The sequence below is a fragment of the Stappia indica genome, assembly GCF_009789575.1.
Taxonomy (GTDB): Bacteria; Pseudomonadota; Alphaproteobacteria; order Rhizobiales; family Stappiaceae; genus Stappia; species Stappia indica_A.
This window is the reverse complement of sequence record NZ_CP046908.1, coordinates 4,858,857-4,872,540: the sequence shown is the minus strand read 5'-3', so window position 1 is coordinate 4,872,540 and position 13,684 is coordinate 4,858,857. Positions and strand designations below refer to the sequence as shown.

Here is a 13,684-nt window from a genome sequence, read left to right as displayed (position 1 = left end):
GGCACAAATATCTGGAGAAATTCATGCTGCGATGCAATATTGCCATATTATCGACGCTTTGAAGACCGCCTCGTCCTGATATATTGAAAAAACCCGTCCACGCCCTGCGAGCACGCTTTGCGGTTGTGGCGAGAGAAGATGCTCGGTAGGGAACGGCGGCAGGACCCGCTTCCGATCCGGGGGGCTGGACAGGCAGGCAGGATCCGGGGGCGGATCCGCATCGTCGGCCGCAAGGCGCGACAAAGCGGTTGCAGGGGACATGCAACCTGACGACAACATCCGGTGGCATCCTCGCGGATTGCCTCCGTTTGGCAGCATTGGCTCGCGAGAGCCGCTACGGAAGAGTTCTGGATGTCCTTGCGCGCGAATAACACTGTCATCACCGGCTATGCGGCACGCCTTCCAGGTGCCGGGACAGTGGATGCCTTCTGGACATTGCTCGACGACGGGCTCTGCTCCGTCAGCGAGATTCGCCCCGATCGCTTCGACACGCGCGGCTTCCACCATCCCCGCCCCGGCACCTCGGGCCGCAGCTTCACCTTCGCCGCCGGCCAGATCGACGACGTGTGGGGCTTCGACGCCGGCTTCTTCGGCATTTCCCCGCGCGAGGCGGTGCAGATCGATCCGCAGCAGCGGCTGCTGCTCCAGGTCGTGTGGGAGGCCATCGAGAACGCGGGCCTGCGCCCGTCGGACCTGGCCGGCACCCAGACCGGCGTCTATGTCGGCGCCTCGGGCCTCGACTATCACCAGCGGCTGCTGTTCGACCTGCCGTCCGTCGACGTTCAGACGATGACCGGCAACACGCTGTCGATCATCTCCAACCGCGTCTCCTACATCTTCGACCTGCGCGGCCCGAGCTTCACGCTCGACACCGCCTGTTCCTCCTCTCTGGTGGCGCTGCACCAGGCGGTCAGCGCCATCGAGAGCGGGCAGATCGACACGGCCATCGTCGCCGGCGTCAACCTGCTGCTCAGCCCCTTCTCCTTCATCGGCTTCGCCCGCGCCTCGATGCTGTCGCCGCAGGGCCTCTGTCGTGCCTTCGATGCCTCGGGCGACGGCTATGTCCGCTCCGAGGGCGCGGTGGCGATGGTGCTGCAGCGCGACACCACGGCGCGCGAGCCGCGTGCCCGCATCCTGGCGACCGGCATCAACGCGGACGGGCGCACCGCCGGCCTGTCGCTGCCCTCCTCCCCGGCGCAGAAGACCCTGCTGGAGAGCATCTACAGCGACGAGCTCGGCATCTCGCCGGACGATCTCGCCTTCGTCGAGGCGCATGGCACCGGCACCCAGGTCGGCGACCCGGCCGAGGCCAACGCGCTCGGCACCGCCATCGGCCGCAAGCGCGGCGCGCCGCTGCCCATCGGTTCGGTCAAGACCAATGTCGGCCATCTGGAGCCGGTCTCCGGCCTCGTCGGCATTCTCAAGTCGGTGCTGGCGCTGCATCACGACCGGCTGCCGAAGTCGCTGCATTTCGACGAGCCGAACCCCAACATCGACTTTGCCGGCCTCAACCTTGCCGTCGCCGCCGAGCCGGTCGAGCTGGCACGGGGGACGCGCCCGCGCCTTGCCGGCATCAACTCCTTCGGCTTCGGCGGCACCAATGCCCACGCCGTCATCGGCGACATGGAGCCGGCGCAGCCCTGCGACAGCCGCGTCGCCCATACCGCCCCGCTGGTGATCTCGGCACGCTCGCAAGGCGCCCTGCGCGCGCTGGCCGGCCGCTATGCCGCGCTGGTGGAGGATCATGCCGAGACGGCCAGCGCGGTGATCGACGCCGCCGCCCGCCGCCGCGACCTGCACGACCACCGCCTCGTCGTGCTCGGCGACAGCGCCGCCAAGATTTCCGCCCTGCAGGCCTTTGCCGAGGGCAAGGAGGCGCCCGCCGCCGTCGAGGGCAAGACCGCCCCGCGCACCCGCGGCGTCGCCTTCGCCTTTTCCGGCAACGGCTCGCAATGGGCCGGCATGGGCCAGGACGCCTATTCCGGCGACAAGGTGTTCCGCGAGGCGCTGGAGCTGGTCGACCGGCATTTCATGGCCGTCTCCGGCTGGTCGCTGGTCACCATGCTGTTCTCCAAGGACCTGGAAACGGAGATCGAGCGGACCGAGATCGCCCAGCCGCTGCTCTTTGCCGTGCAGGCGGCCCTCGTCACCGCGCTGAAGGCGCGCGGCATCGCGCCCGCCGCCGTGCTCGGCCACAGCGTCGGCGAGGTGGCCGCGGCCTGGTGCGCAGGCATGCTGGATCTCGCCACCGCGACGCGCATCATCCACGCCCGCTCGACGCAGCAGGAGGTGGTGCGCCATCTCGGCAGCATGGCGGCGCTCCTGCTCCCTGCGGAGGACGCGCGCGCGGCCATCGCGGAGGCCGGCCTGCCGGGCATCGAGCTGTCGGCCATCAACTCGCCGCGCAGCGTCACCATTTCCGGCCCGTCGGAGAGCATCGACGCCTTCGCCCGCCTTGCCCGCAAGAAGCGGTGGGCCCTGCGCAAGCTCAACATCGCCTATCCGTTCCACAGCGCGCTGGTCGACCCCATCGAGACGCCGCTGCGCGAGGCGCTCGGCACGCTGACGTGCAGCAAGCCGGCGATCCCGTTCCTTTCCTCCGTCACGCCGGAGCAGGACGAGGTCACGCCCGACGCCACCTACTGGTGGGAAAACGTCCGCCGCCCGGTGCGCTTCACCGATGCGGTGGCCCGCCTTGCCGAGCAGCCGATCGACCTCGTGGTCGAGATCGGCCCCAAGGCGGTGCTCACCACCTATGTCCGCGACACGCTGCGCAGCGTCGGCAACCAGACCCAGGTCCTGGCCAGCCAGGAGATGCCGCGCAGCGAGGGCGCGAAGGCCGCCGACATCGACACCATCGCCGCGCGCATCGTCGCGCATGGCGCGACGCCCGATCTCGATCTCTATGTCGGGCCGGAAGGTCGCAACCTGCCGGTCCTGCCGGACTATCCCTGGCAGCTCGCCCCCTTCCTGACGCCGGAGACGGAGGAGCGCATCACCGCCCATGGCGAGCGCGGCTGGCCGCTGGCCGGCAAGCGGCTACGGCCGGAAACGGCGGAGTGGTTCAACCTCATCGACCTCGACCTGCTGCCGTTCCTCGCCGACCACAAGGTGGAGCAGACCGCCGTCTTCCCGGCCGCCGGCTACATCGAGATGGCCCTGCGCGCCGCCCTGCAATGGACCGGCGAGACGCGCATCGAGGTGCGCGACCTCGAAATCCTGCGCCCGCTGGTGCTCGACGAGGGCAAGACCTTCGAGACCATGGTGCGCCTGTCGCCGGACGACCGGGTGATCGAGATCCATGCCCGTCCGCGCCTTTCCGGCGCCGACTGGTCGCTCTATGCGAAGGCCGGCTTCCGCACGCTGGCGGGGTCCGGCACCGCGCTGCCGGCGGCGGCCGATGTGGCCGGCACGCAGGTGTCCCATGACGAGATCTACCGGCTGACGCTGGCACACGGGCTCGACTACGGCCCGGCCTTCCGCCTTGCCGATACCGCCGTACTGTCGGGCGAGCGCGAGGCGCGCCTTGCCCTGCTGGCCCCGGCCGCCCTGCCGGAGCCGGACAGCTTCGCGCTGCATCCGGCCGTTGCCGATGCCGGCTTCCACGGCCTCTTCGCCTTGCTGGGTCAGCGCGCCGAGCCGGCCGAGGGCGGCTTCCTGCCGATCCGCTTTTCCGGCATCGAGCTGCATGCCCCCGCCTCGGTTCCCGTTGCCGTGCGCATCCGGGTGGACAAGGGCAGCGCCCGCTCGCTCGTTGCCAGCTTCGACTATCTCGACGCCGAGGGCGGCCTCGTCGCGCGCCTGACGGGTGCCCGCTTCAAGGCGGTGCAGTTCCACATGGCTGAGCGCGATCACGGCCTCACCTACCGCGTTGTCTCGCGCCTGCTGACCCCGGCCGATGCCGGCGCCTCGCAGGCCCTTCCGCTTGCCGTGATCGCAGACGGGCTCGGCCTTGTGGCGAGCGAGGAGTACGATCCCTCGGATGCCGGGCTTCTTGCCGATGCGCTTGCCCGCACGGTCGCCCACCGCGCGCTCCATGCCGTGCTCGGCAGCGCGCCCTTCACCCTTGCGGCGAAGGTTCGCGACGGGTCGCTGCACGAGAGCGCGGCCCCCTTCGCCGCCCATTTCCTCGATCTTCTCGCCCATCACGAGCTGGCGACGGAAGACGACGGCCAGTGGCGGATCTTCGATCCTGCCGAAGGGCTCGATCCCGCCTCGCTGGTGCAGACGCTGGTGTTCGAGGCCGGCGCCCACGGCTCGCAGGCCACCTTGCTCGCCCGCCTTGCCGACGACCTGCCGGACCTGCTGCGGCAGGGTCTTCCCGCCAGCGCCGGCGACGTCTTCGCCTCGGCGCTGCTGGCCGGCTGGCGCAATGCCGACCCGGCCGCCCAGGCCCTGCGCCGCGCCTGCCTCGACATCGCCGGACGCGCGGTCGCCGACTGGCCGCAGGACAAGCCGCTCTCCGTTCTGGTGCTCGGCGAGCGCTCGCTCGCCGTCGCCCGCCATCTCGACACGCTGCTGTCGCCCTACAACGCCACGCTGACCGTCGGCGATCCCGTGCCCGGCGCCGCCGAGCGGCTGCGGCGCAACTGGCACGGCAGCGCCCAGACGCGCTTCCTTTCGCCGGAGGACGGCGCCCTTGCCGAGGGCGGCCCCTACGATCTCGCGGTGTGCTGCGACACGCTGAGCGGCGCGGGCGATGCCATGCTCAAGGACCTTGCCGCGATGCTGTCGCCCGGCGGCCAGCTGCTGGCGCTGGAGCGTGCGCCCTCGAGCGATGCCGAGCTGATCCTCGGCACCGGCGCCGACTGGTGGCTGCCCGTTCCCGGCTCCTCGCGCCCCGCCACCCCGCTGCTCGGCGGCGAGGGTTGGGCCGCGCGCCTTGCCGCCTTCGGCCTTGCCGAGGTGGAGGCGCTGCCGCTTGCCGGCGGCGAGGTCGATGCCAGCATTCTCATTGCCCGCGCCCCTACCCGCAGCGTTTCTGCCGCCAATGGCAACGGCGCTGCGGAGAGCGGCACGGAGCTGCGGCGCATGGCCATCGTCTGCGATGCGGACGGCCCTTCCCGCGCCGTCGCCTCGGCGCTGCGCGAATGCCTGAAGCCGCATCGCATCGAGGCCGTCCTGATCACCTCCGATGGGGCCGCAGCGGATGACGGCGTGATCGCTGCCGATCTCGACGATCCCGCCGCCTGGGGCGAAGAGACGCCGCTTGCCGCCGCCGCCCGCGACGGCATCATTCATCTCGCCGGCGCCTATGCCCGTGCCGGCTCCGGTTCTGGCGAGGATGCCAGCGCCCTGCTCTCGGCCCGCACCTGGCAGCTTGCGCAGATGCTCAAGGGCCGCGGCAGTGCCGCCGGCCCGGTCGTGGTGATCGCGCCGGAGGGCGCGCGCGCCCCGGCCTGCGGCACTGCGCCCGATCCGGTGCAGGCGGGCGTGTGGGCCTTCGGCCGCGTCGCCATGAACGAGTTCCCCTCCGCCGGCCTCAGGCTCGTCGACATCCGCCGCGATCTCGATGCCAGCGCCGCCGCCCTGCGCCTTGCCGCCGAGATCGTCGGCGCCGACCTCTCGGACGAGCGCGAGCTGGTGATCGACGGCGATACGCGCCTTGGCCTGCGCCTGGAACGCGGGCCGGAGCTGCCGCAGCCCGGCAGCAGCGACACCGACGCCGATATCCTGCGCCTCGACATTGCCCAGCAGGGCTCGCTCGACCGCCTCGCCTGGTCGCGGGTTCCGGCCCGCGCCCTTGTCGGCGACGAGGTCGAGATCGCGGTGGAAGCGAGCGGCCTTAATTTCCGCGATGTGATGTGGGCGCTCGGCCTGCTGCCGGAAGAGGCGCTGGAGGACGGTTTCGCCGGCCCGACGCTCGGCATGGAATGCGCCGGCACGGTCGTCGCCACCGGCCCCAAGGCGCGCCGCCTGCGTCCGGGCGACAAGGTCATCGCCTTCGCTCCGGCCTGTTTCGCCAGCCGCGTCACCGTCTCCGAAAAGGGCTGCGCCCGCACGCCGCAAGGCCTCGAACCGGAAGCGGCGGCGACCATCCCCGTCGCCTTCCTCACCAGCTATTACGCCCTGCACCGCCTTGCCCGGCTGGAGGCGCACGAGACCGTGCTGATCCATGGCGGCGCCGGCGGCGTCGGCCTTGCCGCGATCCAGGTCGCCCGCCATATCGGCGCGACGATCATCGCCACCGCCGGCAGCCCGGAAAAGCGCAGCCTGCTGCGCCGGCTCGGCGTCGACCACGTGCTCGATTCCCGCTCGCTGACCTTCGCCGACGACGTGATGCGGCTGACCGGCGGCAAGGGCATCGAGGTGGTGCTCAACTCGCTGTCCGGCGAGGCGATGGAGCGCAGCATCGAGGTTCTGGCGCCCTTCGGCCGCTTCCTCGAGCTCGGCAAGCGCGACTATTACGAGAACACCCATCTCGGCCTCAGGCCGTTCCGCCGCAACCTCAGCTATTTCGGCATCGATGCCGACCAGCTGCTGATCCACCAGCCGGCCCTGGCCGAGCGCCTGCTCGACGAGTTGATGCAGCTCTTCGCCGGCGGCGCGCTGTCGCCGCTGCCCTATCGCGCCTTCGAGGCGGACGAGGCGGTCGCCGCCTTCCGCCTGATGCAGCAGGCCGGCCATATCGGCAAGATCGTCATCCGTCCGCCGCAGCAGCCCGCTACCGCCGCCGCGCTTGCCGCGCCCGCGCCCTTCCGCTTCGAGGGCGAAGCCGGCAGCCTGGTCGTCGTCGGCGGCTTCGGCGGCTTCGGCGCGGCCCTGATCGCCCGTCTCGCCGACATGGGCGCCACCCGCATCGACGTGCTGTCGCGGCGCGGCGCCACCACGCCGGAGGCCGTCGCCCTCATCGAGGAGATGGGCCGCCGCGGCGTCACGGTCGTCGGCCATGCGTGCGATGCCACCAGCGAGAAGGCCGTCGCCGCCGCCCTTGCCGCGATCCGCAAGGATGCCGGCGCGATCCAGGCCGCCTTCCACACGGCCATGGTGCTGCACGACACCCTGCTTTCCAATCTCACCCGCGAGCAGCTCGACGCCGTGCTGGCGCCGAAGGTGCGCGGCGCGCAGCTTCTCGACGCGCTTACGCGGGGCGATGCCTTGCGCCAGTTCGTGCTGTTCTCCTCCGCCACCACGCTGGTCGGCAATCCGGGCCAGGCGAACTATGTCGCCGCCAACGGCTATCTGGAGGGTCTTGCCGCCCGCCGCCGCACCGAAGGCCTGCCCGGCCTTGCGGTCGCCTGGGGCGCGATTTCCGATGCCGGCTACCTGGCCCGCAACGCCGATGTCGGCGACCTGCTGGCCCGCAAGCTCGGCCGCCATGCGCTCACCGCGCGCGAGGCGCTGGACGGGCTGGCAACGCTCATGGCCCTGCCGCAGGACGATGCGGTCGCAGCCGCCCCCGGCTATGCCCGCATCGACTGGGCGGCGGCGCGGCGCGATCTCGCCCTCCTCGCCACGCCCTTCGCCGAGCGGCTGGGGATTGCGGCCGGCAATGACGGGGCCGGCGAAGGCGGCGCCATCGACCTTGCCGCCTTGGTCAAGGGGCTCGACCGCGCCAGCGCCATCGCCAAGATCTGCAAGCTGCTGGCCGTGGAGATCGGCCGCATCCTGCGCATCGGCGAGGACGACATCGACCCGGCGCGCCCGCTCACGGAAGTCGGCATGGATTCGCTGATGGCGCTGGAGCTGCGCATGGCGGCGGAGCGCCAGTTCGGCATCGACATCCCGCTGATGTCGCTCGCCAACGGCGCAACGCTCAGCGACATGGCCACCCGCATCGCCGATCAGGCGCTGTCGGGAGGAACCGCCAACGGCGCGGACCTGTCCAGCGAGGCGCGCACCAACGCCATGCAGCATCTCGGCGAGGATGTGTTCGACGGCGACGCGGAGGCGCTGGCCGAGGTGGCGGCCGAGGTCGAGGAACGCACGCGCAACGTCCGCTCGCTGCTATAGTGGGCGATGCGGGCGCAACGCCCAGCTCTCGAGGAGACGGTAACTTGGACCAGCACGGCAGCAAGTCGGACGAGCGGCGCGAGCTGATGGCGAACCTTCGCGCCGGCCACAAGGCGGCGCGTCAGCGCCAGCCCGCGCGCCCGGCGGTGCCGGCCCCGCCGCCTCCCGGTCCCGCCGCCTTCGACTTTTCCGAGCTGCCGCAGCTGCGCCAGCTGCGCATGCACCGGGCCGCGGCCGATCTCATCGGTCTCGACAATCCGTTCTTCCGCGCCCACGCGGGCGTTGCCGGCGCCACCACGGTGATCGACGGCAGGACCTTCGACAATTTCGCCTCCTACAACTATCTCGGCCTGAACGGCCATCCGCAGGTGAACGAGGCCGCCACCCGCGCCATCGCCACCTACGGCACCAGCGCCTCGGCGAGCCGGGTCGTTGCCGGCGAGCGGCCGGTCCACCGCGAACTGGAGGAGCGGCTCGCCCGCCTCCACGGCGTCGAGGATGCGGTGGTGATGGTCAGCGGCCACGCCACCAACGTCACCGTCATCGGCCACCTGATGCAGGGCGACGACCTCATCCTCACCGATTCCCTCATCCACAATTCGGTCACCGAGGGCGCGCGCCTGTCGGGCGCGGCGCGGATGAACTTCCCCCATGGCGATCTCGACGCGCTGGAACAGATCCTGTCGCAGAACCGGCACAAGTTCGACCATGTGCTGATCGTCGTCGAGGGCATCTACAGCATGGACGGCGACTATCCCGACCTTACCCGCCTGATCCGCCTGAAACAGAATTTCGACTGCTGGCTGCTGGTCGACGAGGCCCATTCCGTCGGCGTGCTCGGCGCCACCGGGCGCGGCCTTGCCGAGCAGTACAATGTCGATCCGCGCAGCGTCGAGATGTGGATGGGCACGCTGTCCAAGACCTTCTCGGCCTGCGGCGGCTACATTGCCGGCTCCAAGGCCCTGTGCGACTACCTGCGCGCCACCGCGCCGGGCTTCGTCTTCTCCGTCGGCCTGTCGCCGGCGCTTGCCGGCGCGGCCATCGCCTCCGCCGACCTGATGGAGCGCGAGCCCGAGCGCGTGCAGCGGCTTGCGGCCAACGGCCGGCGTTTCCTGGAGCGCGCACGGGCCGCCGGCCTCGACACCGGCCCCAGCGCCGGCCTCAGCGTCATTCCGGTCATCGTCGGCGATTCCATCGGCGCGGCAACGCTGTCCAACCGCCTGCTGGCACGCGGCATCAACGCGCTGCCCATCGTCTTTCCGGCGGTGGCCGAGAAATCCGCCCGCATCCGCTTCTTCATCACCAGCGAGCACAGCAGCGATCAGATCGACCGCGCGGTCGATGCCACGGCCGAGGAACTGGCGAAAATGCGGGAGGAGAATGTCGGCTTCTCGTCGCTGGTCCGAAGCGTCCGCCAGACGAGTTGAGACGGCGAGCTAGCCAGCCGGCCGCCTCACAGCCCCAGTTTGCGCCCGAGCCAGGACAGCTCCTGCCGGATCCGCGTCGCGATCCGGTGACGGGGGCTCGCCCGCTGGCGTTCCAGCCGCGAAATCAGGAATTCCGGCCCGCAAGGCACGAGGCTCACCGGATCGACGGTCAGCGGATAGTCGATGAAGGCGACATGGGCGAGCGTCGCCAGATCGAGCCGCCGCCCGCGCCTTGCGCACTCCGTCAGATCCTGCGTCAGCCCCCATCCCGCATAGAACGGCATGCCGTAGACGGTCACGGGTTTGCCGCGCAGCAGCGCCTCGAAGCCGCTCAGCGAGGAGAAGGTCTCGACCCGGTCGGCAAGATCGACGAGGTCGAGGATATCGCAGCCCTCCACCACCTGATCGGCGAGCCCTTCCACCTCGTGCGGCTCCAGCCGCCCGGCGCGCAGGCGTGCCGCCACATCCGGATGCGGCTTGAACAGGATATGGGCTTGCGGGTTGCGCGCGCGCACCTGGCGCAGCAGCTCCAGATTGACGTTGTCGCAAGCCGCGCAGTCGATGGAGGCCGACAGCGAGCGGCGCACGCCGGCATCGTCCGCCACCTGCCCCGGCACCAGGATCACGGTGCGGTCCCTCGGCACGCTCGGCAGCGCGCCCTTGCCGCCGACATTGTACTTGGTGACCCGCGCCTTGCGGATGCGAGCGATCAGCCCGTCCGCGCGGGCGCGCTCCACCGGGGACAGCACCCTTTCGGCCAGCAGCCGCTCCATGCGGCTCGGTCTCTGTGCGTCGAAATAGATGCCCTCGTCGTCGAAGCCGACCGAGGCACCGCGCGCCAGTCCCGCGCCGAGCCCGACGGAGCGCAGGAAGCCGTCCTCGATCCGCCACAGCTCGACGCCCGCCCCGGCCGCCGCCGCCTCGACCTCGCCGCTCACCCCGGCCGCCCAGCCGAGCGCCCGTCCGCCCTCGCGCGCCGCGCAGGCAATCGCCTCGCCCGCATCGGCGCAGAAGGTGAAGCCCCCGCCGGGCCCTGCGAGCGCTGCCCGGATCGTCGCATGGTTCCAGGACTTGGCGCCGAAGCAGAACAGCGGCTTGTCCGAGACCTCCGCCCGCCGCGCGGCCGCCGCCAGGCCTTGCAGCGCCAGCATCGCCGGCAGGGCGTGTCCCGCCTCATAGGGCGAAGGATAGACATGCGCTTGCGCCAGCAGCGCCCCTGCCCACTCTTCGGCCAGGCCCTCATCGAGCCGGAAGCGCCGGCACAGCGCCGGGGCCCAGCCGGCCGTGTCCTCAAAGGCACCCGCTTCCAGCGCCGCAAGGGCCGCAGCACCCGCCGCCGCCTCGCCCTCGCGCAAGACTTTCCCCGGGTCGACGGGCAGAAGCGCCGCCACCAGCGTATTCCTTGCGAGCGGCGCCGGCGGCGCGTCGAGGCGGATCAGACCGGCCAGCCGCATCGGAACACCGGCCTCGACCGCCTGCAGCGCGCACGCGTGCACCTCATCGCTCCCGGCAAGGCAGACCAGCCCCTCGCCCTTTTTGGGCTTGCGGGTCGCGGCAACCGCCGGCGCGCCGAGGATCGCGGCCAGCGCGCGCGCCTGCGGCAGAAGCTCCTTATCCACCAGCAGCCAGCGCCGGCATCTCGGCCACGCGCTCACAGCGGCACCCCCATGGCGCGGGCGCGGGCAAGGCGCGGCGGCGGCTCCACATGCCATTCCGGATCGAGCGCTGTCTCGTCCAGCAGCCGCGCCGTCATCGTCGCAACGGCCTCGTCCAGCCCCTCGCGATTGTGGATCGAGCCGCGCAGCTGCGAGCTCGCCACCACCACTTTCAGGAAGTCGGCGAGCAGCGCCGGATCCGGCGCACTTGGCGCCTGCCAGAAGCTCTCGAGCGGCCCGCGATGGGTCAGCCCCGCCATGTCGTAGAGCGCCGGCGTCAGCGTCGCGACCGGCACCCCGGCCCGCAGCGCGTCGAGCCCGGCGGTCGAGTTCACCGTCACCAGCCCGGCAAGGCGCGGGAAGAGTGCGGCCAGCGACCCGCCGTCGAGGAAGGTGATCCGCCCCCCGTCCGCGCCCGCATGTCGCGCGATCTCGGCGCGCCAGTCCACCTCGCCATTGTCGAGCGGATGCGCCTTCACCACCAGCCGGGCCGCTTTCGGCGCCGCCTCGCGAAAGGCCGCAATCACGTGGTCCAGCGCCGCGCGCATGGTGCCGAACTGCGACTGCGCCAGGATCTGGTAATCCCCCTCCACCTGCAGCGGCAGCAGGAACAGCGGCGCGTCGCCCGCCAGGAGTTCCGCCTCGATGCGCGCCGCCTCTCGCCTGCGTCGCCGCTCGCCGGCAAGCCGCCGCGCCCAGGCGAGGTAATCGGCAAGCGGATGGCTCGGCGTATGGCGGCGATAGAACGGATGGAAGGCAAAGCCCGCGACATTCGGCAGGTGATAGGAAACGTCCTGCCAGGCCTCCAGCGCGAAGGAACCGGGATAGCGGGGCGACAGGTCCGGCTCGCCCAGCCGCGCCGCCGCCCGGCGGATCGCCTCCGGATCGTCCGGCAGCCGGCTCAGCGCGCCGAGCCCGCCGCGCGCCAGCGTCATGTAGCCCGGCCGCACCAGCCCCAGTTCGGTGACATGGACGGCGATCCCGCGTGCCTCCGCCGCCAGCACCGCCGGGCGGTGATAGGGCCGCGTGTCGCCATGCAGGACGAGGTCGGTGACGCCGCCCTCCTCCATCAGCCGCGCCGCCTCGGCCGGCCAGTCGGCGAGCCGCCCGCGCCAGAAGCGGCATTCGCGCCCGTGCCAGTGCAGCCAGTCGCCGCTGCAGAAATTGACCCGTGTCACCGCGTGGCCGGCCTTGGCCAACCTTGCGCCGATCCGCCGGTAGAGCGGCGACAGCGGCCCCTGCAGGAACAGGAAATGCCGGGCGCGGCTCCCGCGCGTTTCACCCGCGCCAGGCACGCCACCACCGTCCGATACGCCCGCGCGCGCGCATCTCCTGCGAGAAGGTCATGGGAATGCCGAGCCGCTGTGCCCGCGGCGTGCGCGGCGCCGGACGCACGCAGGCGGCAGGTTCGTTGACGGCATTCTGCGTCAGCCGGCGGGCCAGCTCGCGCGCGGCCGCCTGCTTGCCCTCGACCGTGTAGAAATTGCCCTGGATCTGGATCGCATGGCCCATCAGCCGCTGCACCGCGTCGTAGACGCCGGCATCGGGCGCCTGCGGCGTGCGCCAGAACCGGTCGAGCGGCAGCTGGCAGGTCAGGCCCGGCAGGTCGTAGACGGCAACGCCGAGGATCTTCACCGGACAGCCGAGCCGCACCGCGTGCAGGCCCGTGGTGGAGTTGACCATCAGCGCGCCGGAGGCATGCTCCAGCAGCGTCACCAGATGGCCGCCGTCGACCAGATGCACCCGGTGCTTGACCCGGTGCTTGCGCGCCAGCTGGCGCACGATCCGCCCCCACGGCTCGATGCCCTGGTCCATCGGGTGGATCTTCACCACCAGATGCGCCGCCAGATGCGCATTCGCGGCGAAGGAGGCCAGCACCTCGTCCAGCGCGTCGGCCAGATGGTCGTATTGCGCGTTGTAGCGCAGCTGGTAGTCGCTCTGCAGCTGCAGCGGAAAGACGAAATACGGGCAGCGCGATTCGATCAGGTCGGCAATCAGGATGTTGGCGTTGCGGTCGCGCCGGCCGGCGAAGACCAGCCGCGGGATCATCGCCAGATACTCGAAGATCGGATGGTAGAACTTGTCCTGGGTGAAGCGCGGCCAGAACATGAAGAGGATCGCGTTGACGAGGTGGAAGGTCACCTCGTGCACCGCCTCCAGCCAGAACGGATGGCGATAGCGCACCGTCAGGTCGATGGGCGCCAGCACCGAGGCCGCCTCGCGGATCGCCGGCACGTCGTCGGGAAACAGCGAGCGCGCCGACATGCCGTCCAGCTCGGCGGTGATCCAGTCGGGCCGCAGGTAGCCGTTCTCGTAGGCGACCGTGCGCAGGCCGAGCCGCGCCCCGACCTCGATGGCCGCCGAATGGTAGGGAAAGCGGTCCTGGTAGAAGACGATGTCGGTGACGCCGTGCTCGCGGACATAGGTTTCCAGATAGGCCGGCCAGGCCTTCAGGCTACCGCGATAGCTGGTGCAGCGGGCATCGTGCCACAGCAGCCAATCGGACAGGCTGAGGTTGATGCGCAAGCTGCGGTGGCCGAGCGATTCCAGCTCGTTCGCGACGACGCGCGGAAAATCCGAGGGCGGGCCCTGCAGGAAAAGCACCGTGCGCGTTTGCGTCTCTTGCGGCATGTCAGGCGTCCGTTGCGG

Annotated in this window: 5 protein-coding genes; 2 read left to right on the top strand and 3 right to left on the bottom strand. The window is 71.0% G+C overall.

The genetic code is table 11. From position 1 onward, the window contains the following. The first annotated feature begins 351 nt into the window (after positions 1-351). Positions 352-7,953 carry a type I polyketide synthase gene (locus GH266_RS22295; protein WP_199270405.1) on the top strand — a complete coding sequence of 2,534 codons (7,602 nt, stop codon included), beginning with the start codon at positions 352-354 and terminating at the stop codon, positions 7,951-7,953. An 86-nt stretch (positions 7,954-8,039) separates the two neighbouring features. Beyond that, a complete protein-coding gene (locus GH266_RS22290; protein ID WP_158196362.1) occupies positions 8,040-9,380 on the top strand; it encodes an aminotransferase class I/II-fold pyridoxal phosphate-dependent enzyme in 1,341 nt (446 codons plus the stop codon). A 26-nt stretch (positions 9,381-9,406) separates the two neighbouring features. On the opposite strand, the gene GH266_RS22285 is transcribed toward GH266_RS22290, so the two are convergent. From GH266_RS22285 to GH266_RS22275, 3 genes are read right to left on the bottom strand one after another with little or no spacing between them, the layout of a single operon-like run. Beyond that, positions 9,407-10,999: a capsular polysaccharide export protein, LipB/KpsS family gene (locus GH266_RS22285; protein ID WP_158195799.1), complete on the bottom strand. Its 1,593-nt coding sequence runs from the start codon at positions 10,997-10,999 to the stop codon at positions 9,407-9,409. A gap of 32 nt (positions 11,000-11,031) precedes the next feature. Then, complete coding sequence (locus GH266_RS22280) at positions 11,032-12,330, bottom strand: capsule biosynthesis protein (RefSeq protein ID WP_158195798.1); 1,299 nt, start codon at positions 12,328-12,330, stop codon at positions 11,032-11,034. After that, entirely contained in the window at positions 12,314-13,666 is a 1,353-nt protein-coding gene (locus GH266_RS22275) for a capsule biosynthesis protein (protein WP_158195797.1), read from the bottom strand. Before GH266_RS22275 ends, GH266_RS22280 begins: the two co-directional genes overlap by 17 nt. Positions 13,667-13,684 lie beyond the last annotated feature (18 nt).

Bases quoted from the DNA above. Each gene is read 5' to 3' on its own strand.
- GH266_RS22295 (WP_199270405.1), top strand. From the start codon at position 352: ATGTCCTTGCGCGCGAATAACACTGTCATCACCGGCTATGCGGCACGC.
- GH266_RS22290 (WP_158196362.1), top strand. From the start codon at position 8,040: ATGGCGAACCTTCGCGCCGGCCACAAGGCGGCGCGTCAGCGCCAGCCC.
- GH266_RS22275 (WP_158195797.1), bottom strand. From the start codon at position 13,666: ATGCCGCAAGAGACGCAAACGCGCACGGTGCTTTTCCTGCAGGGCCCG.